20 protein-coding genes, 1 tRNA gene and 2 pseudogenes are annotated in these 23474 nt (G+C 40.3%); 8 read left to right on the top strand and 15 right to left on the bottom strand.

All coding sequences use genetic code 11. The features are described from left to right. The first annotated feature begins 2 nt into the window (after positions 1 to 2). Positions 3 to 548: pseudogene (locus tag WA352_RS18930) on the top strand (DUF2726 domain-containing protein). Positions 549 to 616: 68 nt separating this feature from the next. Here WA352_RS18930 and WA352_RS18935 read toward each other — a convergent pair. The 3 genes from WA352_RS18935 to pyrC form a co-directional block, all read right to left on the bottom strand. After that, a tRNA-Glu gene (locus WA352_RS18935) sits at positions 617 to 692 on the bottom strand. A gap of 19 nt (positions 693 to 711) precedes the next feature. Beyond that, on the bottom strand, positions 712 to 1377 hold the full coding sequence (gene rnt / locus WA352_RS18940) for a ribonuclease T (protein ID WP_026057574.1): 666 nt from the start codon (positions 1375 to 1377) through the stop codon (positions 712 to 714). Continuing rightward, entirely contained in the window at positions 1362 to 2396 is a 1035-nt protein-coding gene (gene pyrC, locus WA352_RS18945; RefSeq protein ID WP_005202392.1) for a dihydroorotase, read from the bottom strand. Before pyrC ends, rnt begins: the two co-directional genes overlap by 16 nt. A 163-nt stretch (positions 2397 to 2559) precedes the next feature. Between pyrC and WA352_RS18950 the strand changes: the two genes are divergently transcribed. Further along, a complete protein-coding gene (locus WA352_RS18950; RefSeq protein WP_171549722.1) occupies positions 2560 to 3837 on the top strand; it encodes a diguanylate cyclase in 1278 nt (425 codons plus the stop codon). A gap of 51 nt (positions 3838 to 3888) precedes the next feature. Here WA352_RS18950 and WA352_RS18955 read toward each other — a convergent pair whose 3' ends face one another. Continuing rightward, a complete protein-coding gene (locus WA352_RS18955; protein ID WP_336143620.1) occupies positions 3889 to 5094 on the bottom strand; it encodes a L,D-transpeptidase family protein in 1206 nt (401 codons plus the stop codon). Positions 5095 to 5291: 197 nt separating this feature from the next. Between WA352_RS18955 and hemE the strand changes: the two genes are divergently transcribed. The 4 genes from hemE to WA352_RS18975 all read left to right on the top strand — a co-directional run bounded on the left by hemE (position 5292) and on the right by WA352_RS18975 (position 9816). Next, positions 5292 to 6365, top strand: coding sequence for a uroporphyrinogen decarboxylase (gene hemE, locus WA352_RS18960; RefSeq protein ID WP_241271792.1), 1074 nt, complete (start codon positions 5292 to 5294; stop codon positions 6363 to 6365). Between the two features lie 42 nt (positions 6366 to 6407). Then, positions 6408 to 7202, top strand: a complete 795-nt coding sequence (locus WA352_RS18965; protein WP_336143622.1) for a DUF817 family protein — start codon at positions 6408 to 6410, stop codon at positions 7200 to 7202. 184 nt (positions 7203 to 7386) lie between these two features. Then, positions 7387 to 7857 carry a DUF3015 family protein gene (locus WA352_RS18970; protein WP_004808553.1) on the top strand — a complete coding sequence of 157 codons (471 nt, stop codon included), beginning with the start codon at positions 7387 to 7389 and terminating at the stop codon, positions 7855 to 7857. Between the two features lie 78 nt (positions 7858 to 7935). Continuing rightward, positions 7936 to 9816 carry an Lnb N-terminal periplasmic domain-containing protein gene (locus WA352_RS18975; RefSeq protein ID WP_336143624.1) on the top strand — a complete coding sequence of 627 codons (1881 nt, stop codon included), beginning with the start codon at positions 7936 to 7938 and terminating at the stop codon, positions 9814 to 9816. 43 nt (positions 9817 to 9859) lie between these two features. Here the strand turns inward: WA352_RS18975 and WA352_RS18980 are convergent, their stop codons facing one another. The 6 genes from WA352_RS18980 to trpD form a co-directional block, all read right to left on the bottom strand. After that, positions 9860 to 10222, bottom strand: a complete 363-nt coding sequence (locus tag WA352_RS18980; RefSeq protein ID WP_336143626.1) for a cupin domain-containing protein — start codon at positions 10220 to 10222, stop codon at positions 9860 to 9862. Positions 10223 to 10238: 16 nt separating this feature from the next. Further along, positions 10239 to 10787: a GTP cyclohydrolase I FolE gene (gene folE / locus WA352_RS18985; RefSeq protein ID WP_005202404.1), complete on the bottom strand. Its 549-nt coding sequence runs from the start codon at positions 10785 to 10787 to the stop codon at positions 10239 to 10241. Between the two features lie 91 nt (positions 10788 to 10878). Then, entirely contained in the window at positions 10879 to 11568 is a 690-nt protein-coding gene (locus WA352_RS18990; protein WP_171549729.1) for a Smr/MutS family protein, read from the bottom strand. A 205-nt stretch (positions 11569 to 11773) separates the two neighbouring features. Further along, positions 11774 to 12193 carry a hypothetical protein gene (locus WA352_RS18995; protein ID WP_336143630.1) on the bottom strand — a complete coding sequence of 140 codons (420 nt, stop codon included), beginning with the start codon at positions 12191 to 12193 and terminating at the stop codon, positions 11774 to 11776. A 128-nt stretch (positions 12194 to 12321) separates the two neighbouring features. Continuing rightward, positions 12322 to 13128, bottom strand: coding sequence for an indole-3-glycerol phosphate synthase TrpC (trpC, locus tag WA352_RS19000; protein WP_336143631.1), 807 nt, complete (start codon positions 13126 to 13128; stop codon positions 12322 to 12324). Between the two features lie 9 nt (positions 13129 to 13137). Next, positions 13138 to 14187 carry an anthranilate phosphoribosyltransferase gene (gene trpD / locus WA352_RS19005; RefSeq protein ID WP_032812186.1) on the bottom strand — a complete coding sequence of 350 codons (1050 nt, stop codon included), beginning with the start codon at positions 14185 to 14187 and terminating at the stop codon, positions 13138 to 13140. A 369-nt stretch (positions 14188 to 14556) separates the two neighbouring features. Here trpD and WA352_RS19010 point away from each other — a divergent pair, with 369 nt between their 5' ends. Next, a complete protein-coding gene (locus WA352_RS19010) occupies positions 14557 to 17289 on the top strand; it encodes a TonB-dependent receptor plug domain-containing protein (RefSeq protein WP_336143635.1) in 2733 nt (910 codons plus the stop codon). Between the two features lie 7 nt (positions 17290 to 17296). After that, positions 17297 to 20069, top strand: a pseudogene (locus tag WA352_RS19015) (M1 family metallopeptidase). Between the two features lie 59 nt (positions 20070 to 20128). Here the strand turns inward: WA352_RS19015 and WA352_RS19020 are convergent. The 5 genes from WA352_RS19020 to WA352_RS19040 form a co-directional block, all read right to left on the bottom strand. After that, positions 20129 to 21493 carry an L-cystine transporter gene (locus WA352_RS19020; RefSeq protein WP_336143637.1) on the bottom strand — a complete coding sequence of 455 codons (1365 nt, stop codon included), beginning with the start codon at positions 21491 to 21493 and terminating at the stop codon, positions 20129 to 20131. 355 nt (positions 21494 to 21848) lie between these two features. Then, positions 21849 to 22433, bottom strand: a complete 585-nt coding sequence (locus WA352_RS19025; protein ID WP_004652659.1) for an anthranilate synthase component II — start codon at positions 22431 to 22433, stop codon at positions 21849 to 21851. A gap of 116 nt (positions 22434 to 22549) precedes the next feature. Continuing rightward, the gene (locus WA352_RS19030) at positions 22550 to 22816 is read right to left on the bottom strand and encodes a hypothetical protein (protein WP_291349715.1); all 267 of its coding nucleotides are present in this window, start codon (positions 22814 to 22816) and stop codon (positions 22550 to 22552) included. Positions 22817 to 22819: 3 nt separating this feature from the next. After that, positions 22820 to 23071 (bottom strand): hypothetical protein, encoded by a 252-nt coding sequence (locus WA352_RS19035; protein WP_336143642.1) that lies wholly within the window; start codon positions 23069 to 23071, stop codon positions 22820 to 22822. After that, positions 23071 to 23310: a DUF551 domain-containing protein gene (locus WA352_RS19040; protein WP_336143644.1), complete on the bottom strand. Its 240-nt coding sequence runs from the start codon at positions 23308 to 23310 to the stop codon at positions 23071 to 23073. Before WA352_RS19040 ends, WA352_RS19035 begins: the two co-directional genes overlap by 1 nt. Positions 23311 to 23474 lie beyond the last annotated feature (164 nt).

Consider the following 23474-nt stretch of genomic DNA (forward strand, 5'->3'; position numbering starts at 1 on the left):
TTATGACTTGGATAATTATTTTAATTGTTGTGTTTGTAATTGTTACTTTAGTTTTAGGTAATACTAAAAAAGCAAACAAAGGTGGCGCACGTAATCCGATTAAGGGTAAACGGATTCTAACAATGAATGAGCAACCAACTTTTTTAAGATTAAGGGAAGTATTACCAGAGCATATTGTTTTGGCACAGGTTGCGTTTAGTGCATTTATGACAGCTCAGGGCTATGCCACTAGGAATTTGTTCAATCGGAAGATCGCGGATTTTGTTGTATTAGATAAACAGTTCAATATTGTGGCTATTGTTGAGCTTGATGACTCATCTCATAAAGGGAAAGAAGATAAAGATGCCGATAGAGATAGTTTAATCATTGAGGCGGGACATCGAATCATTCGTTATCAAAGAACACCTGATATTGATTAAGTTAAAAAAGATTTTGGAATAACTTCTATCGAAACAACAACTATTGAATCTGAAACACAAGAGAAAACAACTTTAGTCTCAGAGGCATTTATTTTTGAAACCGAATCAAATGAACAAAAAGTACTTTAATTGCTATTGGAAATATTTTAACTAAATAAAAAAGCCACTGTCTTAAAATGCAGTGGCTTTTTCAAATTTGGCGTCCCTACGGGGATTCGAACCCCGGTTACCGCCGTGAAAGGGCGATGTCCTAGGCCTCTAGACGATAGGGACTTCTTGAGGTGGGTGTATATTAGGGTTCTGTCACCAAACTGTCAAGAAGGTGTGGAGACAGTTTGTTCAAAATATAGCAAAACAGTTCAGCAGTCTTCTGAGTATCGTATAAAGCAGAGTGTGCTTCTTTACCATCAAACTCGATTCCCGCCTGAATACATGCACGTGCCAACACGGTTTGGCCAAACATGACTGCGCTCAGCGTCACAGTATCAAATACTGAAAAACTGTGAAATGGATTTTGATTTTTTGTTCCTGTGCGTGCAATTGCTGCTTGTAAGAAACCTAAATCAAAGTGTGCATTGTGACCAACCAATACAGCATGAGTACAATGCTGAGCTTTACGTACTTCAGTCAATGATTTGAAAATACGACGCAAGGCAGTGCGCTCATCTTCAGCCATCGCAACACGCATTGGATTGAAAGGATCAATACCAATAAAATCTAATGAACGGCGGTCAAGATTTGCGCCTTCAAAAGGGTTGATATGCGCTTGGAATGAAGGGCCAGGTATAAATTGCCCGTGTTCATCATAGATGATCGGAATACACGCAATTTCGAGTAGGGCATCGGTTTGCGAATTAAAACCTGCTGTTTCCACATCGACAACAACAGGTAAGAATCCACGAAAACGCTGTCCGATGACAGGGGCTTTATTTTCTTCTTGGGTCACACTTTTCTCCAATGCAAGGTTTTGCCTGCATGAAGTGGGATAATTTTTTGGTCATCGAGATAGTCTAAAGATTCTGCGATAGTAATATCTTCTTTGACTAAGGTAATGGTTGAGGTATTACGTGGCAAACCATAGAAGTCAGCACCGAATAAGCTTGCGAAGCCTTCTAAGCGTTCTAGCTTTCCGACTTGATCAAAGGCTTGTGCATACAGCTCAATGGCATTTGGTGCGCTATAACAACCCGCACATCCACAGGCATTTTCTTTGGCATCTTGTGAATGGGGTGCACTGTCAGTACCTAAGAAAAATTTCGGATTACCGCTGGTTGCGACTTCCAACAATGTTGTTTGATGGGTTTGACGCTTTAAAATCGGTAAGCAATAGAAATGCGGTTTTACGCCGCCAACCAACATGTCGTTACGGTTAAATAATAGATGTTGCGGAGTAATGGTTGCTGCAACATTACGATCTTGTTCGAGTACAAAATTCGCCGCATCACTTGTTGTAATGTGTTCTAACACGACTTTTAATTTTGGGAACTGTTTGAGTAAAGGCGATAGCACTTCATCTAAAAATCTTTTTTCACGATCAAAAATATCGACGTGATTATGCGTCACTTCCCCATGCAGTAACAATGGAACCTGATGTTCTTCCAGTTGTTCAATCACGGCATACACTTTGCGAATATCACTAACACCATTATCCGAGTTGGTGGTCGCACCCGCAGGATAAAGCTTGATCGCATTGACGAATTCAGACTCTTTAATTTTACGCACTTCGTCAGGAGAAGTGTAATCGGTAAAATAAAGTACCATGCGCGGATCAAAATTTAAGCCTTCAGGCACATGGGCAAGAATACGCTCGCGATAAGCTAAAGCTTCTTCTACCGTTTTAACGGGTGGGACAAGATTGGGCATACAAATTGCGCGGGCAAATTGTTTGGCTAAATCAGGAACAGTACGTTTTAAAGCTAAACCATCACGCAGGTGTGCGTGCCAATCATCAGGTTGCAAAAGTGTAAGAGTATTCAAGGTCTACTTCAAACTTAAAAATAATACAAATAATAATGCATAAAGTGTGAAAATGGTAACTAGAATTACGGATAAGTGGTTAAGCAAAGCGCATGACAAAATGATAATTTATGTTATTTTTTATGCGGCACAAAAATAGTGCAGCATAAAAAGAGTATCTGGGATGGACAACGGCTATGATCTTGATCAATTGCGGAGGTCGAAAGAAGACCTCGAGCAGCTTGTTGCCCAACATTCTAAATCTAAGAATACCCATCAAACTTTACCGCAAAAATTAGAAAATGAATTCTGGAAATTTAATGTAGACAGAACACGTCTCAATGCGATTCAGTTCTTTGGTCAGGGGGTGATTACCTATACCATATTTGTGCTGTTGATCCTGCCATCTAATTTTCTCGTGATTCGTGGCAGTACATATTTTGCCCTCGATTTTATCTACAGTATTCTCAGCTTAATTGTTGTGGGGATTGCACTGTTCTTATTCTGGGCTTTTTCACGCTTTAAAAAACTCAATCCTTTATTTTACCCTGCCGCTTGCCTGATAGTGTTCCTGACCATTGTATTCACCTCATTTTTGATGATGAGTGTTTCAAATCTGGTACTGCAAAATCAGGCCATGGTCCTCATTGCATTTCTGTATATGTTGGGTTTTATCCTGAGTGGCATTCGACCACTACATATGTTATGGATTGGTTCCTTTGCCGCAATTTCGATTTTGTTTCTTTTATATTGGTTTGATAACCCTAGTGATTTTTTGATGATTGGGCGCACACTAATAGGAAGCTTACTGCTGGGTTTCTCGATTAGTGTGATGTTGACTTCAAAAGAAAGAAAAATATTTATAAAGTCCAAAATTTCAGAAATTGATGAGCAGATTTTACGGATACAGGCATCTGAGCTGTTACATCTGAGTCAGCATGACGAACTGACCGATGTGTCAAATCGACGTACCTTTGAAGAGATGTGTACCTATTACTATGATTTAGCCTGTAAAGAGCGCAAATCGCTATCGGTCTTATTTATCGATATTGATTATTTTAAAAACTATAATGATTTTTATGGGCATCAAATGGGCGATCAGGTGATCTCAGCTATTGCGAAAACTATTAAAAGCTCGATTCGACATATGGATTTTATTGCTCGTTATGGAGGGGAGGAGTTTGTTGTACTGTTGCCTGAGACCTCTGCACAAGGTGCTTATGCAGTTGCGACCAATATCTATCGTGCAATTGACCGCTTAATGATTCCGCATGATAAATCATTGGTATCTAATCATGTAACTATTAGTTTGGGGATTACGGTATTTAATGGTAATCCAAAAATTAGCCAAGAGATGTTGATTCATACAGCAGATAAAGCTTTGTATCGAGCAAAACAACTTGGACGCAATCAGATTTATTATCAGCCTTTACCAAATATAGAAGAAAGTATTTTGAAATAAAAAACCGAATATCAGTGCTTGATATTCGGTTTTTTGTAGAAAATGCCTAGATTATTCTAAGAATTTTACAGTAACACCTGAACGTACTTTAGCACCTAAGTCATTGGCATCCCAGTTGGTTAAACGGATACAGCCGTGTGATGCAGTCTTAGAGATTAAAGATGGGTTTGGTGTACCATGAATACCAAATGATTTTTTGCTTAAACCAATCCAAATATTACCGACTGGTGCATTTGGACCAGGTGGTAGAGAAAGTGGTTTAAGGTTTTTACCTTGCACAAAGTTAGATGGTGAATAACTATACCAAGGGTTTTTGGCAACACCGACTACTTTATAGGTACCTGCTGGAGAAGGCGTATCAGTACTGCCAATTGTTGCAGGAAATGATGCAATCATTTGATTACGGCTATTGAACAAATAAAGCTGTCTTGCGCCTTTGTGTGCAACGATCAAATGAATATCTTCAGGTAAGTCATTGCGGACATTGGCCACAATAATTTTTTCACCTGCTTTTTTAAATGTTGCAGTTGGATTCAGTTTCTTTAAGAAATTTTCATCCATATGGAATTTTTCACCTAACATCTCTGTTACGCGGGTGTAATACAAACCTTTCATTTTTGCTTGTAGTGCATAATCAGAAGGGATTGAGTCAGCATATGGACCTTTTAAGTCTGCATCGGTAATGGTGTACTCAACATAAGCTGGCTTAGTCTGCTTAGCAACCAATGCATCCCAAGTTTCCTTGGTTAACTGACCTGTTGGTGTTAAACCATTCATTTGCTGGAATGATGCAATTGCTTTTAGCGTATTTTTACCGTTTGAACCATCAATCGCACCTGGTGATGCATGTGCATTGTTCAACATGACATGTGCGCGTGCGTAGGCAGGAAGTTGTCCTTTTGGCAAAGCTTCAGGATATTCAGCATTATTCATGCTGTCTAAAGTCCATGAAATTTTAGCAGCTGGAGCAGCGGTTGTTGCCGTGGTGGTATCCGGTGTATTTTCTAATTTTTGCGATACGACTGATGCCGCACCCGTATTGACTTGAGGTTCAGATACCGCTGGAGCTGCAACACTTGACGCAGGGTCAGCAACAACACTTGATGCCGAACGCTCAATGGCTAAGGGATCAATCGGATCTTGGACCGAACCTGTAATTTGTTTTGGATTTAATGGTTGCTCAGTTGTTGGCGCAGCAAAAGCAACATTAGCAAGAATACAACTTAAACTCATAGCGAGTAATGAGCGAACAAACATGTAATTCAACCTTAAGAATTATTCATATTGAGATATAAGATATTGCAAGTATTACAGAAAATAATGCAGCTTGCAGTAGCAGTTTTGTGTAAAAGCGAAATTTATTTCAGCTCATAAATTTGAATGCTATTGAAATTATAAATTCCTAGCTAACTTTGTTATGATGCGCGCTACATGAAACAATTTAGAGATTGGTAATGACAACGTTGAAAAATGATCGTTTCTTACGAGCTTTATTACGTGAGCCTGTAGACACCACGCCTGTATGGATGATGCGTCAAGCAGGGCGTTATTTACCAGAATATCGTGAAACTCGTGCGCAGGCAGGGGATTTCTTATCTCTATGTAAAAATACCGAATTTGCTTGTGAAGTGACTTTACAGCCACTACGCCGTTATGAGCTTGATGCTGCGATTTTATTTTCAGATATTTTAACGGTTCCTGATGCTTTAGGTTTAGGTTTGTATTTTGAAACAGGCGAAGGGCCAAAGTTTCATAAAACAGTACGTACTGAACAAGATGTGGCAAATTTACCTAAATTAAATGCTAAGTCTGATCTGGCTTATGTCATGAATGCTGTTTCGACCATTCGTTCTGCTTTAAATGGCCAAGTTCCTTTGATTGGTTTCTCTGGCAGTCCGTGGACTTTAGCAACTTATATGGTTGAAGGTGGATCAAGTAAAGAGTTTCGCTTCATTAAAAATATGATGTACGCACAGCCAGAAGTGTTACATGCTTTGCTAGATCATTTAGCTGATTCAGTGATTGATTATTTGAATGCGCAAATTGATGCAGGTGCACAAGCGATCCAGATTTTTGATAGCTGGGGCGGTGCGCTCGCGCATAGAGAATATGTTGAATTTTCATTGAACTACATGACCAAAATTATTGCAGGTCTTCAACGTGAAAAAGATGGTCAACGTATTCCGATTATTGTGTTCACTAAAGGTGGTGGTCAGTGGTTGGAAACGATGCTCACCACAGGGGCTGATGCGTTTGGTTTAGATTGGACCACACCGCTTTATACTGCACGTGATGTGGTTGCAGGACGAGCTGCATTACAAGGTAATTTAGATCCAGCTGTGCTTTATGGTTCAGCCGCTTCAATTGAAAAATCAGTGAAAGCCATGATTGATGATGCTTATGCCAATGGTGAAAAAACAGGCTATATCGCAAACTTAGGTCATGGTATTACCCAATGGGTCGATCCAGCACAACCTAAGATTTTTGTAGATACTGTACATGAATACAGTGCTAAATATTTAGGTTGATATTTTTAAGTATTTCAAAATAAACACGCTAGGATCAGTTTTGTGCAGTTGATTGTATTACCGCTCAACTTTATCTTTAAGGCAGCTTCGGCTGCCTTATTTGGATTGTTGCTTTTGATTGCATTTGCAGTCACCGCACCGATGGGAAGTCATGAATATTGGGGCTTCTTTCGTTATGACTATTTGTTGTTTTATGCCTTGATCATTCAAGTCTGTCTGATCTATTTAAAGCTTGAGTCATGGGCAGAAGCAAAAGTCATTGCTTTATTCCATATCATGGCGATGGGAATGGAAATATTTTTGACCCATCCAGCGATTGCCTCATGGCAGTACCCACAACCAGCGGTATTGAAATTACTTACTGTGCCGTTGTTTGCGGGATTCATGTATTCAGCAGTGGGGAGTTTTTTTGCACGCTCTTTGCGGCTCTATAACGTTTCCTTCGAGAATTTGCCGAATTTTGGCAATATGCTGTGTTTGGCAGTGTTGTCTTATCTCAACTTTATGACCAAGTTTTTTATTCCTGATATTCGTGTTGCATTATTTATTTGGAGTATTGTGATTTTCTGGAAAACAAAACTTTATTTTCAATTGCAACAGCATCGTTTTAGGGTGCCAATGTTGCCGATTTTATTGTTGCTTGCCTTCTTGATCTGGATTGCAGAGAACATCAGTACCTTCTATAAAATTTGGTTGTACCCAAGCCAAGTCGATGTATGGCATATGGTGGGGTGGGGTAAATTAGGTTCATGGTATTTATTATTATTGCTGAGCTTAGTGTTGGTATTAAAAATCTTGGGGACGCGAGATAAAAATGGGGCTTGGCGGTTAAATTAGGCCATTCGAAGATCGTTTAAAACGAGCATCTAATTTCCTTTTGTTATGAATATTTCAGATATATTTCAAAATTTATTTGCTAAAGCGCGCTAAGCTCGCTATTTTAACTTTTGTGTAGGAAGAATTACACAACACAATAGTGATAACAAATACTGAAGAATAATTGATACTGGAGATCGTTCCTATGTTAAAAAAAATTGCATTAGCTGCTCTATTGGCCGCTGGTTCAACAGTTGCAATGGCTGATAATGATGTCGGTTGTGGTGCTGGTACACAAATTTGGGCAGGTAAAAAAGGTGTTGCACCTAAAATTCTTGCTGCGACAACCAATGGTATTTTTACCAACCAATTATTAGGTATTACTTTTGGTACTTTAGGATGCCGTCAAGGTGGTACTGTAACAGCTCAAGTGGTGACTTTTACCAATGAAAATGCTGAATCTTTAGCGCGTGATATGGCCGTTGGCCAAGGCGAAAGCTTAAATGTGCTTGCTGAATTAATGCAAATTAAAGCCAATGACAAAGCACGTTTCTTTGCTGTGTCTAAAGCAAACTTTGCTGAAATTTATTCAAGCAAAAATACCAACTCACTGCAAGTTCTTGATGCATTACAAGGCGTGATGGCAAAAGACGCTGTGCTTAAAGCATACGTTTAATTGCTTCATGCTAAAACCCTGTCTTAATGGCAGGGTTTTCTTATACCGATTTCCTATTATTTTAAAAATTGCGATTGAATGAAATTAGCTACTTTTGCGCTTGCGTTTTTGATGTGCAACTTTGCCCATGCGACGGTTGAATCAGATTTTCAAACTTATTTGGACATCGCGAAACAAAAACAATTAGATCAGCACATCACATGGCAGCGCTTGATGTATGCCGACCAAAAACAAAATAGTGAAGTTACTTATGCGGGTTATTTTTATGCAAAAGATGGTAAAAAAAATTTAAAGAATGAATTACAAGCCGACATTAAAGCCTTATTCGTAGAAGCTCCAGATAACCAATCCATCCGTTGTAAATTTCCCGCGCGTAGCCGCTGGTTGATGCAACAGCTCAACCTCAGTGATCAACAGCTGCCAAAAGTAAATTGTACGGAATTTGAGGATTGGATCAATCAAATCAAGCCGTATAAAGCGACTTTGATTTATGCAACGGATTTTATGGGTAATCCTAGTTCGATGTTTGGACATACCTTGCTACGCTTAGACCCTAAAGATCAGAAGCAACTCAATCTAGTGTCCTATGCCGTGAACTATGCTGCCACAGTGAAAGGTGATGATAACTGGTCTTATGCATGGAAGGGCTTAACTGGACAGTATCCTGGCGAATATTCTCTAATGCCGTATTACCGTAAGGTAAAAGAATATGGTGATTTTGAAAGCCGTGACCTGTGGGAGTATGAGCTGAATTTAACCCCAGAGGAAACTCGGTTTCTAGTTGAGCATATTTGGGAAATGCAGCATGTGAGTTTCCCTTATTATTTTGTTAGCGATAACTGTGCCTACCGTTTACTTGGCTTAATTGATTTAGTACGTCCTAATTTAAACTTAAAACAGCAGTTTAACTATGCTGCCATTCCAATTGAAACCTTGAAGGCTGTCGATCAACAAAATTTAGTAAAAGAAGTCGTGTATCGACCAGCTTTGGAAACCCAATTACTTGCTCAAGCCAAGCAGCATGGCACAGCTTTAGCCAAAGTCGCTCATCAGGTTGCTTTTACCGAGACAGATCAGACTCAACCCATTTTAAAAGCATATCAGCCACAAGATCAGGCCAAGATTTTAGAAATGGCTTATGACGATTTATATCTACAATATATTAGCCATAAGGTAGATGCGGATTTTGCCCAACCTCAATTACGTCAGTTGCTTGCTCAGCGTAGTCAAATCGAAATTGATAAACAGCGTCAAGAACCGATACGCCCGAAAAAGCAGCCTGTAGAAGGGCACCATGCCCGTAACTTGTCGGTAAATGTGGGTGAAGTACAAGGACAGAAGTTTATTGAACTTGGGCATCGTCAGGCTTATCACGATTTGATAGATCCACAAGGTGGCTATCGTGCAGGCACACAACTTTTGTTTTTAGATGGCAGTCTGCAATACCGTGACGACAAGCTTAAGTTAGAACATTTAGATCTACTGTCGGTAAATTCCTATAACCCGATTCAGCCCTTTAAATCACCACTCACTTGGGGTTTTAATTTAGGTTGGAAACAGGAGTCAGTTGAGAAAGGGCAGTTTAGTGAGGATCAGCAACATGGTGTGATGAATCTAAATATGCAAGTTGGCTATAGCGTGGCAGATTATGATCGTCGAAATTTGTGTTATGCCCAGTTGCAAAGTCATATTCAAGGTGGCAAAAATTTAGATAAAGGCTGGCGTGTTGGAGTAGGACCAACGGTAGGATGTATGAATCTGTGGACAGACAATATTAACAGCGTGGTACAGATTGAGTTACCGTATTGGCAAGATCGGAGTCAGTGGAATTTAAGAGTCGGTACGCAACTTCAATATAGTTTGAATACAAATCATGCTTTACGTTTAAACTGGGATTTTGAACAGCAGGATCATAAAGACTGGAATAAAATTGGCGTGGGTTATGTACACTTTTTTTAGCGGTTAAATATTATGAAAGTTTGATCGGAGCGGGCTAGGCAGATCAAAACTCAACAATCACATAGTATTTTTTAACTGCTTCAATGACTTCAAATGTACCGACAAATGCGGGTGGAATAATCCCTGCATTTCCAGCAGTTACTTCAATAAAAGAATTGGTTTTTGCGTCGTGGATACGCACAATTCCTTCAATGACCTGAAAAAACTCTTGTTTGTTGGCAGCAAATTGAATATTCCAAGCACCGACTTCACATTGCCAAATGCCACAGTCCATATGTGGATGTTCATATAAACTATAGGTTAGACGTTCAGGATTACCTCGAACCAAACGATCAGGACGAGGATAATCAATACTTGCTTCATTTGCGATTAAATCGCCGAAACCTGCTAACTGAACTGATGACATTCTAGGGCTGCTTAGCTTAATAGTTTTCAGGAACAGCGCTTAAGAATTCACGACGTACATCTTTGTCGGTTTTAAAATCACCAACAAAAGAAACCGTACGTGTAGTCGACTCTTGTTTACCTACACCACGCATCATCATGCACATATGTGCAGAGTCAATTACAACTGCAACACCACGTGCTTGAGTCACTTCTGCAACTGCTTCTGCAATTTGCTGTGTCAAGTTCTCTTGAACTTGTAGACGACGTGCAAACATTTCTGTAATACGCGCAAATTTTGATAAACCTAAAACTTGACCTTCAGGTAAATATGCAATGTGCACACGACCATAGAATGGCAGTAGGTGATGTTCACAAAGTGAATAAAATTCAATATTTTTGACCAATACCATTTCATGGTTATCGGAAGGGAAGAGCGCGCTATTTGTAACTTCTTCAAGCGTTTTGCTATAGCCAGAAGTTAAAAAAGAGAAAGCTTTAGCCGCACGCATTGGCGTATCTTTTAAGCCCGGGCGATTTAGGTCTTCACCAACGGCAGTTAAGATATTTGCGTACGATTGCTGCATAGACATAACAATGTTCACTTAGGTGGGTTGAACAAAAACGGCAATTGTATCAGAAAACGATTGGAAATCTTAATTTTGATAAAAATGCCGATTACTGTTTGTACTTAGGGTTCTTTTCGGCACGTTTGAGCAGGACTAAAACCGCTCCTGTACCGCCTTGATTTTCTGGCGCACTAACGAAAGCAAGCACATCACGATGCTGTCTGAGCCAACCATTGACATAGGTTTTTAAAATTGCTTCAGGCCCTTTACCGTGCACAATTTTAACGACATTTTGATTTTCATCTTTTGCCATTTGAAGTACTTGTAAAACCGCAGCACGTGCTTGCTCAACGGTACAGCCATGTAGGTCAACCGCCTCGAACCAGCGAATTTTGCCTGCTTTTAAGTCTTCAAATACTTTGTGCTGCAAGGTCGCAATGCGATAGCTTAAAGTTGCTTGGCTGGCAACAGGATTTAAGATTGCTTGGGTATCGGAAATTTCTGTAAGCTCTTGCTCTGCGCCACCTTCTGCTGCTGCACGTTTTGCCAAGGTTTGGGCATCGACTTTTTTACTGCGTGCAACGCGAGTATCGGCAATATTTTGATTGTCGATTGGTTTTACCCCAAGCAGGGCTTTTTTAAAAAGCTCAGTATCTTCCAACTCTTCAGCAACGGCTGGAGCTTTTTGTGACTCTGCTTGTTTGGCAATAGCACTCGTTTGAGGATTAGAGATTTGCTTTTTAAAGGCTTTCAGTAAGTTAAACTGGTCTTTAGAAAGCGATGAATCGTGTTTACTCATAAGTTTAGAAAAATTGGCAAGATACGAGAGATATAAAATTATAGTCCGAAACCATGATGATTTGAACTGAATTGCATTCATGGGGAAAAGGAATGCAATTTAAATCATTAGACAGAATTGAATGTGTAGGTGAGAAATTAATTTAGTTTTTACTTCTACTGTGATCTTTGTATTAAAAAACTAAATGTTTAATGGCGTTTATTACTTAAGGAGGCGTAATAATTTTGATAATGCGTGATTGGTTTAAGCTTTTATTCTTAAAGCGATCATAAAGTTCAAAGCATGTATGCTCATTTACTTGAACACGCGGCAGAGTATGATCAAAGTCAAAATAACGAATATAGCCAGATTGGTCCATGACAATCGCTAGACGCTCGATTTGACTTCGTTTCTTCGGGAACATTTTATATTGTTTTACGATGCCACACTCTTCAGTTTTGATGTAGGTCTTTGCGGGGGAGAAATACATGGCAATGCCAATAAGAATGCAGCCAGGAATAATCGTAAAGTAGTAAAAAACTCTTGGATCTTTAAATCTCTGAATTTTTTCGTAGAAAAATAGATGACTATAAACAGGAAAGCCAACTAAAAAGATCAGACCCAGGATTAATAAAAAATTACTCATTTCGTTTCATTAATTTTTAATCTTTTAGTATTTTAAACTCTAATTTTTATTCTTTATTTAGAGTTTATATTTAGTTCTAGCAACATTTTAAAGGTTCAAGGCAAAATTTTACCTTGAACCTGATTTGCTTAGATCTGCTCAGGTTGCCCAAACAATTCATGAAATGCTTGATCAGGGCGAGGCTGTTTCATAAAGCTTTCACCGACAAGGAAAGTATGAATATCATTGGCTTGCATCATTTCTACATCAGCAGGTGTGGCGATACCACTTTCAGTGACCAAAATACGGGAAGTAGGCAATAATTTCTTTAAACGCAATGAGGTATTTAAATCCACATCAAAGGTTTTAAGATTACGGTTGTTCACACCCAAAATGCATTGTTCAGAAAGTTTTAGCGCACGCTCTAATTCATATTCATCATGCACTTCAACTAACACATCCAACTGCTGTTCAAATGCCGTTTTTGACATTTCTTCCAGTTGTTGATCTGATAAACATGCCACGATCAATAAAATACAATCGGCATGTAGCGCACGTGCTTCCACCACATTATAAGGATCAATCAAGAAATCTTTACGCAAAGCAGGTAGGGCACAATGCTGACGTGCAATCGCAATATTTTCGTCTACACCTTGAAAGAAATCCACATCGGTCAATACCGATAAGCAAGCAGCGCCCGCCTGTTCATATTGTTGTGCAATTTCTGCAGGATTAAAGTCTGCACGGATCACACCTTTAGAAGGTGATGCTTTTTTAATTTCAGCAATCACAGCAGGACGCTTGTGCCGTAAAGCATTAGCAAAACCACGCACAGGCGTTGCTGCATTTGCCCACTGCTCAACATCATGCAAGCTACGTTGTTTTAAACGTACTGCAAGCTCCTCATGTTTGCGGTCAACAATTTTACCTAAAATGGTATTTTGAATATCGATCATGAGAAGTCCTTAGTCTGCCTGATATTGTTTCAATGTCTTGGTAAATTCAGCCAAGATACTCATTTTTTCTAAGGCTTGTCCGCCGTAAAGAATATCTTGAGCCAGCTCAACAGCTTGTTTATAGGTTTTGGTAATACCTGCGACGTAAATGCCTGCACCTGCATTCAGTGCAATCATATTTGCTGCTTTTTCGCCTACGTCTGATTTATCACGACTCAAAGCATCTTTGATTAGCTTTAAGCTCTCTTCAGAACTATTGACGACTAAACCGGTGAGAGTTTGAGAGGCGATACCAACGTCTTCAGGGTTCAGGGTCCATTCAGTAACTTCGCCATCTTTGAGTTCAGCAACTGCAGTTGGTGCAGCCAGACTGATTTCGTCCAGACCATCTTTAGAATGCACCACCAGTACATGCTCGGCACCAAGCTGTTTTAATACTTCAGCAATAGGACGGCAAAGTTCATCTGAGAATACGCCAATTACAAAACGATTTACGCCAGCAGGGTTGGTGAGTGGACCAAGTAAGTTAAAAATACTGCGAATGCCCAATTCACGACGTGGCGCTACCGCATATTTCATGGCTTTATGGTGATTTGGCGCAAACAGGAAACCTACGCCCATTTCACGGATACAACGTTCTGTTTGCTGCATGTCTAAATCAAGTTGAATGCCAATCTGTTCCAGCACGTCAGAAGAACCTGATTTACTTGATACACCGCGGTTACCATGTTTCGCAATAGTTGCTCCCGCAGCAGCGATCACAAAACTTGAAGCGGTTGAAACATTAAATAAGTTTTGACCATCACCACCTGTACCCACGATATCTACCAGATGAGGAATATCACTGACATCAATTTTAATCGCGAATTCACGCATAATACGTGCAGCGGCTGTAATTTCATCAATACTTTCACCCTTCATGCGCAAGCCCATCATTAGCGCACCGATTTGAGCATCAGTGGCTTCACCTTGCATGATACTGCGCATGACATCTTCCATTTGTGGCTGGGTCAGATGGATGTTCTTGGTAATGTTATTGAGTGCCTGTTGGATATTCATAGTCATGAGTTACAGCATTTAATGATTAAAGAATTTGGATGAAAGTGGTTGATGATGAAGGATAGCTCAGCTTTATGTGGTGTGTGTCCCACCCGCTAAAGGGCTATGTTAGCAGAAAATAACTCAAGATTTGGGTTGTGGCTAGAGAGTTTTTAAAATTTAACCCGTTTAGGCGCATTGGTAAATTTGTGACTGGGAGTGATTGAATGAAAAAGGTTTTATTTTATGGGGGAGTTATTTTAGTTTTTATGATAAATAATCAACCATTTGGTATATCTTATTCACACATATCCCTATAAAAAATGTGTATAAATCAACTAAATAAAAGTAGATATATTAGGGCGGTCTTCATTTTACTCATTCATAAATATGTATCTAAATTACTTGAAATATCTTGGGGCTGTTAAAAACAAAGGTTGTTTTGTTTTTGTCTTTATTGCATGTCTTCATCCATTAGAGAGCCATGCGGAGACAAATGTAGAACAGCCACAAACAACGACAACATCGGATAAAGTGGTGCATGTTGCGGTGACAGGTTCACGTATCTCCAAAGCCCAGAAAGATGGCCCAACCAGTGTGACCGTGATTACCGCAGCCGATATCGAGAAACACGGTTTTAGTAATGCCTTTGATGCCTTGAATAACCTGACGCAAAACACAGGTTTTGTACAAGGCGCGGATTATGGCAATACTTTTACTCCCGCAGCCAATGCGATTAGTTTGCGCGGTTTAGGGCCGAACCATACCTTAACCTTAATTAATGGACACCGAGTTGCAGATTATCCAGTGCCTTATGACGGCGCTGTGAATTTTGTCAATTTAGCCAATATTCCGACTGCGATTATTGACCGCATTGAAATCTTAAATGGTGGAGCTTCCGCGATTTATGGTTCAGATGCGATTGCGGGTGTAGTCAATATCATCCTGAAAAAGAAAACTGATGGGACACAATTCAATATCAAGGCAGGTGGCACTAAAGAAGGTGGTGAAAATTTACGTCTACAATTGAGTGGCAGTAAAACATTGGACAAGCTCAATCTGGTTTATGGTGTTGAACTGAGTGGGCGCGAACCAATTTGGGCGGCTGACCGAGATTTCATGTCGAGCCGAACGCTTCGAGGGGAAAAGCCAGACACGATCGTTGGACGTAAAAATGCCAAGACAGGTCAGTACCTTTCTATAGGTGGCTGTGACGCATTTGATGATCTATTTAAAGGCTCAGTAAAAAATATTGGAAAAGCGGGGACCGATAATTGTGCCAGTGGTCTGGCCCGACCGACCTATTGGACGGTCCAAACCAAGAATCGCAGTCAAAATGGTTATCTCGGTTTAGATTATGAACTGAATGAGAAAATCCAGTTGTTCGCAGATGTTTTGATTGGTGCCAATCAAATTGAAAACAATACCCGTGGCCCGACATGGACTTCTTTAGGCGCAAGTAGTGGCTATTTCCTCAATCAAGACACAGGAAATTATGAAATCTGGACACGACGTTTTGCACCAGAAGAACTCGGTGGTGTCGAGCAAGCCAATAAAAAATGGAAAGAACTATCTTCTAATTTGAACTTTGGTATCCGTGGCGATATTGGGGACAGTAGCTGGCGTTATGAAGCAGCCTATAATGGCTCGATTTATACCAGTCAATTGGGTAAACAAGGGCTGGTACGTTCGAATGTTGATGAATATTTCTTAGGTCGGCAATTGGGGGCAGATCAAGATGGTATTCCAATTTATTCCCCGCATTTAGATCGTATCAGTCGGCCACTGACCGCGAGTGAGTTTAGAAGCATTTCAGGTACAACTGAGGAAAACGACAAGTCTTGGGCACAGAGTTTAACTATAAGTGCCAACGGTGATGTGTTTGAATTGCCTGCAGGAACAGCTAAGCTTGCTGCGGTGGCAGAAATTGGACGCCAAGGTTTTAAAATCAAACCCGATAAGGCGGTGGAAAATGGGGACTTCTATAATGCCACTTCCAGTGGCGAATATGGTGGGGCACGTACCCGTCAGGCGTTGGGTACGGAATTATTCTTACCTTTAGCCAAGCCACTCAATTTAACCTTATCTGGACGCTATGACCGCTATGCCTTGTCAGATAGTAGTATTGATAAATTCACATTTGGTTCAGGCTTAGAATTTAGACCATATCCAACCTTATTGGTGCGAGGCAACTACGCCACCAGTTTTCGTGCACCAGATATGAACTATCTGTTTTTAAATAAACAAAGAGGGTATTTCCCAAGTACCACCGATTATTTACGTTGTAGTCAAACGGGGCAAGCGTTAGATAAATGTAGCTTTAAAGATTATTCGCCTGGCGCGAACTACACACTAACGGGCAACAAAGATTTAAAGCCAGAAGAAGGTAAATCTTATGGTGCAGGGTTTGTTTGGTCTCCGAGTAATAAGTTTGATATTTCCGTTGATTATTGGGATATCAAAATTGATAATCTGGTAACCAATTTAAGTGAAGATAAGATTTTACGCTTAGAAGCTGATTGTCGTTTGGGTGCACAAGATATCAATTCGGCACAATGTGTTGATGCGTTGGCACGTGTAGAGCGCAATCCTACAAATGCAGTGGTTGATCCAAATGTGATCAACAATATCAATATTGTTCCGATCAATGCTGCCTCAGATCATACTCGAGGGATTGATTTCACCAGTAAATGGCGTTGGAAAACAGAAAATTTAGGTAACTTCCTGTGGACGGTGAATTATAGCCGTGTGCTTGAACGTGAATATCAACAGTCAAAAGATGGCGAGAAAGATAACTATTTAAAAGACTTAACCATTCCAGATTGGCGAGACCGCTTTAATACCAGTCTCAGTTGGAGTCTCGGTGATTGGGCATCAACCATATTAGTCAATCGCTATGGCAAGATTCCAAACGGTAATCAAACGGCTTACTTAAGCCCGACTTATTTAGTCAATTGGAGTGGAACTTATAAAATTTCACCCAAGGCCTCTGCATCAATCATTGTGAACAATCTATTTGACAAAGTGAAACACGATGACACAGGCGGATGGCCATATTATCCAATAGGATCATATTCACCAATCGGCCGTCAGGGTTGGTTGGAGTTTAATTATAAATTCTAAGAATGATGTGTGGATGCAGCGACGTGGTACACCATTTGCTGCGTCTTTTTATTTTAAAAACTACAGAGGACAGATCTCCTATGTTGGTCAAACCTTCATTTAAAAAACAATTGCTACTGACAACATTACTTTCATTATCTGCAACACAGATTTTTGCATCAAATAGCAATGAACAAATTCCAATCGGCAAATTACCTGAATGGGCCATACCTGAATCTTATGATTTAGATTTTAAAATTGATCCTGCACAAAAAAGTTATACGGGTAAAACCACAATCCATTTAAAACTGACCCAAGCAACCGATCATGTTTGGATTCATGGTAAATCTTTATCGGTAAAAGACGCCAACATCCTATCCGCAACTGGGCAGAAAACCACGGCCAAATATGAGCAAGCTTCGGAAGTCGATGGTGTCAGTCTGATTAAATTTGCCAAGACACTACCCGCAGGACAATACCGCTTAGTATTGGATTTTAACGCAGATTATGATCAGCAACTGGATGGTATTTATAAAATTGAGTTTGAGGGTAAACCTTATGTCATGACCCAAATGGAAGCGATCAGTGCCCGTCAATCTTTTCCATCATTTGATGAGCCGCGCTTTAAAACGCCATTTAATATTCGCTTAACCATACCAATCAAATATTCTGGTTTTGCCAATACCAATCAAGTCTCTGAACAGGTCGAACAATCGGGGTGGAAAACTTTAAGCTTTGCACCGACCAAACCACTACCAACCTATCTACTGGCATTGGCGGTTGGTCCTTGGCAAGTACAACAAGGTCCTGATATTGGTGCGACTGAGTGGCGTAAACAGGCGATTAAATTACGAGGTCTGGCACCCGATGCTAAGGCCGAAAAAATGCAGCATGCCTTGTCTGAAACCCCCGCGATTTTAAAAACATTAGAAGATTATTTTGCATTCGGATATCCATTCGACAAGCTGGATTTGCTTGCTGCACCTGACTTTGCTGCTGGCGCTATGGAAAATCCAGGGCTGATCACATTTAGAGATTATTTGATGTTGCTGGATAAAGACTCTCCCGTGTCTTTTGTGCAGAGTTCATTTAATGTCAATGCACATGAGTTGGCACATCAGTGGTTTGGGGATGTGGTGACCATGCCGTGGTGGGATGACCTGTGGTTGAATGAATCTTTTGCCACGTGGATGCAAAGTAAAATTACCCAACAATTACATCCTGAATTCAACGCTGACTTAGAACGTGTCGTTGATACCGCAGGCGCGATGAAAAGCGATAGTTTGGTCAGTGTACGCCGTATCCGTCAGCCAATTTTAAGTAATGCAGATATTCAAACGGCTTTTGATGGCATTACTTATCAAAAAGGTGCAGCCGTTTTAAATATGTTTGAGAGCTATTTAGGCGAAGAAAAATTCAAACAAGGCGTGCGTAATTACATTCACAAGCATCAATATGGCAGTGCTACCGCTAATGATTTAATTAGCTCCCTCGCAGAACAGTCTGGTCAAGCTGAGCGTTTTAGCAAAGCGGCGAAAAGTTTTATTGATCAACCAGGTGTACCGTTGCTGAATACCTCATTACAGCAACAAGGCAATAAAGTCTTTTTAAATGTAAAACAAACGCGTTATTTACCTGTTGGTTCTAAAGGCAATGCCAATAGCCTTTGGGGTGTACCATTATGTGTACGCTATGAAGTTCCAAATGCAGCGAGTAAAGTCCAATGTGAACTGGTTGACCAAGCTGAAGCAAAAATTGAACTTAAAGGTGCAAGTATTAACAGTTGGTATATTCCAAATGCTGATGCCGCAGGCTATTACCAATTTAGTTTGCCTGAACCAGAACTTGCTCGTCTGACCGCCGCTACGGAAAAACTCTCCAATACTGAACAATTGGCCTATGCCTATGCTGTTTCAGCAGCATTTAACCATGGTGATATTAACCTGTTAGCGGTAGTGGATGTGGCGAAGAAATTTGCGAACTCGAATAGCCGACAAATTAGTACGGCATTGTTTCAGCAGCTTAGCACAATCCAGCGCCATGTGTTGAAGACAGAGCCAGAACGTGAACATTTTAGAAAAGTGCTGGCGAATTTGTATCTACCTAAATTGAATCAATTGGGTTATGCGAGCAAAGCAGGTGAGTCTGCTGAGGATAGCTTGTGGCGGAGTGAATTAGCCCAATTTCTTGCATTGGAAATTCAGGTACCTGAAGTGCGTGAGCAATTGTTAAAACAATCCGATGCTCTATTCGCTCAAAAACAACTGAATTTTGCCCAGCTCACCCCAGAATTATTGCCAACGATTTTGGCAGTCCGTGTCCAAGAAAAAGGACAGCCTACATTTGATCGTTTAGTGGGAGAACTGCAACGGATTACTCAACCGACCCAACGTTTGGCGATTCTCACAGCCTTAGGCTCTGCCAATCAGGTGGAAACACGTCAGCAGGCACGTCAGTTAGTTTTAGACCCACGTGTGAAAGTCGGTGAGGTACGTACCGTGATTAACTCAATCAATAGCTATAGCGGTGAACAAGGCGGACTCTGGTCATGGTTTAAGGCCAATCACGATGCTGTGTTTGATCGTCTAGGTAGATCTTCTGCTGGACGTTTCCCCGCCATGTTTAGTGGTGCAGCCTGTTCACAACAAGACGCAACACAGCTAAATACCTTCTTTGCACCGAGAACCAAAGAACTGGTTGGGGTTGAGCGTGGTTTAAATCAAACTAAGGAACGTATCCAACTGTGTGAATCCTTAGTGGCGAAGCAAGATGGTTCACTCGTGCAACAGTTGAAGTTGTAATTTATTCAATTATAAAAAAGCCAACGATCATGCGTTGGCTTTTTTATTTTCAGTGTGTTTTAAGCATCATTATCGGGTTGTGGATTTCTAACACCGAGTAATTGACTGGTCGCTGTGCCTGCAGTCATCGAACCGTTGACGTTTAAAGCAGTACGCCCCATATCAATCAATGGCTCAATCGAAATCAGTAACGCGACTAAAGTAATCGGTAAGCCCATGGCTGGGAGGACGATTAAAGCAGCGAAGGTTGCACCACCACCAACGCCTGCAACACCAATCGAACTCAGGGTCACCACCACAACCAACTGAGCAATCCACAATGGATCAAGCGGGTTGATACCCACTGTTGGCGCAACCATGACTGCCAGCATCGCAGGGTATAAGCCTGCACAACCATTTTGACCAATGGTTGCACCAAAGGAAGCAGAGAAGCTGGCAATCCCTTCAGGCACACCCAATTGTTTGGTTTGTGCTTCGATATTGAGTGGAATACTGGCTGCACTTGAACGACTGGTAAATGCAAAAGTTAAAACAGGAAAAACTTTCTTGAAAAAGTCGATTGGATTGACACGTACAAACAGCAAAATCAGTGCATGTACGAGGAACATGATTGCAAGCCCAAGATAAGATGCAACGAGGAACTCACCTAATTTAAAGATGTCGGCTACATTTGCTGTTGCCACCATTTTGGTCATCAATGCCAATACACCATAAGGCGTAAATTGCATCACTAAGCGGACAAGACTAATCACCAAGGCTTGCAGTGCTTCAATCCCGTGTCTGATTCTTTCTCCATTGACGGTGTCTTTATCCATCAGTTTAAGTGCTGCCACACCTAAAAATGCAGAGAAAATTACCACACTGATGATCGCTGTTGGACGAACACCGGTTAAATCAGCAAATGGGTTTTGAGGGAATAGTGAAAGTAAGAGTTTTGGAACGTCTAAATCTGTCACTTGCCCAATGTATTGACTTTGGATGGTTGCTAGACGTGCTGCTTCTTTGGTGCCTTGTACCAGTCCTTCAGCCGTTAAGCCGAATAAATTGGTGATGCCTGCACCGACAAGTGCGGCAATTGCCGTGGTCACTAACAAGATACCAATCACGAGTACACTGATTTTTCCAAGAGACGTGGTTTGATGTAGTTTCACCACTGCACTTAAAATTGAAATGAAAATCAGTGGCATGATCACCATTTGTAATAGTTGTACATAACCATTACCAACAAGGTTAATCCATGCAATTGAATGTTCAATAACAGGGTTATCACCATAGACCGCTTTAAGGGCTAAACCAAAAAAGATACCTACGATCATACCGATCAGAACTTTTTTGGAGAGACTCCAATCTTTACGGTAGCTAAAAAACAATCCTGCCATGAGCAGGACGAAAACAATAATATTCAATAAAACCAAGGTATTCACAATAGGTTATCCTGATAGATCATTCAGGGGGAATGCTAAGAACAATGACTTAGATTCTATCATCCAGCCGCCCTGAAACTTAATCATTCCTATGACTATAGTTAATCTAAAAAAGTAAAATGCAATCAGACAAAACAGAAATTGAGGATTGAACTTACTTTTTATAACGTGTGAAAAGTGGATTAATTATTGAAAAAGAATGACTTGTTTTTAAGTGTAAGTTTTCAGATTAATTTTAATGCTGAAAATTTATACCGTATGTATGAGTTGTATATTGTTTTTATATGTTCAAAATAAAAACAGCCTACTTATAAAAATAGGCTGTTTAGATGCTTCGTATTGTTAAATCTTGAGATTAAGCATAAATATCCAAGAAGTTTTTGAAAATTTGATGACCATGTTCGCTCAAAATAGACTCAGGGTGAAATTGCACACCTTCCACAGGCAGTGTTTTATGTTTGACTCCCATGATTTCTTCAATCGTGCCATCTGCTTGATTGGTCCAGCATGTCACTTCTAAGCACTCTGGCAAAGTTTCTTGCTCAATCACCAATGAATGATAACGTGTTGCAGCAAAAGGCGATGGCAAGTTGCTAAAAATCCCTTTGTCGCTATGGTGCATGTCAGATAGGCGACCATGCATCACTGTTTTGGCACGGATAATATTGCCACCAAAGGCTTGTCCAATGGCTTGGTGACCTAAGCAAACACCAAGCAAAGGAATTTTGCCTGCAAAGTGATTGATGGCTGGAATTGAAATGCCTGCTTCACTTGGAGAGCATGGACCAGGACCAATCACCAGATATTTTGGCTGCCATCGCTCAATATCCTCTAATGTCACTTGATCATTACGAACAACTTTTACTTCTTGATTCAACTCGCCAAAGTATTGAACGATGTTGTAAGTAAATGAGTCATAATTGTCAATCATTAGAAGCATTTTAGAATCAACCTATTGATTATATTAAATGTTTGTTTGAGTGCTGTGTGGTGTTACTCACATTGTTACTCACTTTAAGAGAAGTGGCTGTTATAAATAAAGTAAAGCCGCTTTACTTAAGCGGCTAATGTAGCAGATTTTGATTCTCTTGTGACTACCTCATTCACATATGAATTTAGGTAGTAACTGAATCGACCATCTTTAATAGGGGATTCAATTTCACCTTGTTGTATTCTGGAATAAAACTTTGTTTTCTTCCAATTCAGTCTACGGCAAAATTCTTCAATACAAACTCGCTCCTCATTGACTCGGGCTAACTGCTGTTTCATTTGCTTAACCTCAAGCAAAATCTCCTGAAGAAGTTCTTGTTCGCTTGTTTGCATCTATCACCCCTCCGCATCCGCTTTTAAATCAATTCTTAGCTCTCTACCATCTTCACAGAGGAAACTATGCCGCTGGTCTTTCTTTTGATCATCATGCCAAGTGATTTCATCTAGTCCATTGTGAATGTCTAGTGCTTCACAGTTAGCTTTAAAAGCTATTATTCCATCAGCAAGCTCAGCCATGCAGTCATGCAATCGATCTGTAGGAACCTTTAATAAATCAGATAAGGTTCTAATCTCGTAAGAATTTGACATTAAGATTCCTCCGCATCCGCTTTTGGATCTTCTAATAATGGTTGCCAATGCGTAATTTCATATTCATCTGCATAGGCATCACTTTCTAAATCGCCCTCATATCTAGCCCAGCACCAACCTTCATCTTCGTCATATCTTTCAAATATCCACCAAACGAACTCTCCATCTCTATAAAATCCAGCAAAGACAGGAACACTAAATTCAGGCAGCCGATCATCAACACTAATCCAATTACTCATTTCCACCCCTTGCTGCTTCTACAGCCATCGCCCAAATTGATTTATTGTCTATATCAACAAGTTTTACAAAAGCATCATAATTTTCACCTTCAGATATATCGTTAAAGTAGTCTGTTGTTGCATCATTAAATGAATCAGGCATCTCAACTGGCACCACCACGCAA

The organism is Acinetobacter sp. 102 (assembly GCF_037028485.1).
GTDB lineage: Bacteria > Pseudomonadota > Gammaproteobacteria > Pseudomonadales > Moraxellaceae > Acinetobacter > Acinetobacter higginsii.

Coding starts and splice junctions, on each gene's coding strand:
- WA352_RS18950 (WP_171549722.1), top strand. CDS start 2,560: ATGGACAACGGCTATGATCTTGATCAATTGCGGAGGTCGAAAGAAGAC.
- WA352_RS18955 (WP_336143620.1), bottom strand. CDS start 5,094: ATGTTTGTTCGCTCATTACTCGCTATGAGTTTAAGTTGTATTCTTGCT.
- hemE (WP_241271792.1), top strand. CDS start 5,292: ATGACAACGTTGAAAAATGATCGTTTCTTACGAGCTTTATTACGTGAG.
- WA352_RS18970 (WP_004808553.1), top strand. CDS start 7,387: ATGTTAAAAAAAATTGCATTAGCTGCTCTATTGGCCGCTGGTTCAACA.
- WA352_RS18975 (WP_336143624.1), top strand. CDS start 7,936: ATGAAATTAGCTACTTTTGCGCTTGCGTTTTTGATGTGCAACTTTGCC.
- WA352_RS18980 (WP_336143626.1), bottom strand. CDS start 10,222: ATGTCATCAGTTCAGTTAGCAGGTTTCGGCGATTTAATCGCAAATGAA.
- folE (WP_005202404.1), bottom strand. CDS start 10,787: ATGCAGCAATCGTACGCAAATATCTTAACTGCCGTTGGTGAAGACCTA.
- WA352_RS18990 (WP_171549729.1), bottom strand. CDS start 11,568: ATGAGTAAACACGATTCATCGCTTTCTAAAGACCAGTTTAACTTACTG.
- WA352_RS18995 (WP_336143630.1), bottom strand. CDS start 12,193: ATGAGTAATTTTTTATTAATCCTGGGTCTGATCTTTTTAGTTGGCTTT.
- trpC (WP_336143631.1), bottom strand. CDS start 13,128: ATGATCGATATTCAAAATACCATTTTAGGTAAAATTGTTGACCGCAAA.
- trpD (WP_032812186.1), bottom strand. CDS start 14,187: ATGAATATCCAACAGGCACTCAATAACATTACCAAGAACATCCATCTG.
- WA352_RS19010 (WP_336143635.1), top strand. CDS start 14,557: ATGTATCTAAATTACTTGAAATATCTTGGGGCTGTTAAAAACAAAGGT.
- WA352_RS19025 (WP_004652659.1), bottom strand. CDS start 22,433: ATGCTTCTAATGATTGACAATTATGACTCATTTACTTACAACATCGTT.
- WA352_RS19030 (WP_291349715.1), bottom strand. CDS start 22,816: ATGCAAACAAGCGAACAAGAACTTCTTCAGGAGATTTTGCTTGAGGTT.
- WA352_RS19035 (WP_336143642.1), bottom strand. CDS start 23,071: ATGTCAAATTCTTACGAGATTAGAACCTTATCTGATTTATTAAAGGTT.
- WA352_RS19040 (WP_336143644.1), bottom strand. CDS start 23,310: ATGAGTAATTGGATTAGTGTTGATGATCGGCTGCCTGAATTTAGTGTT.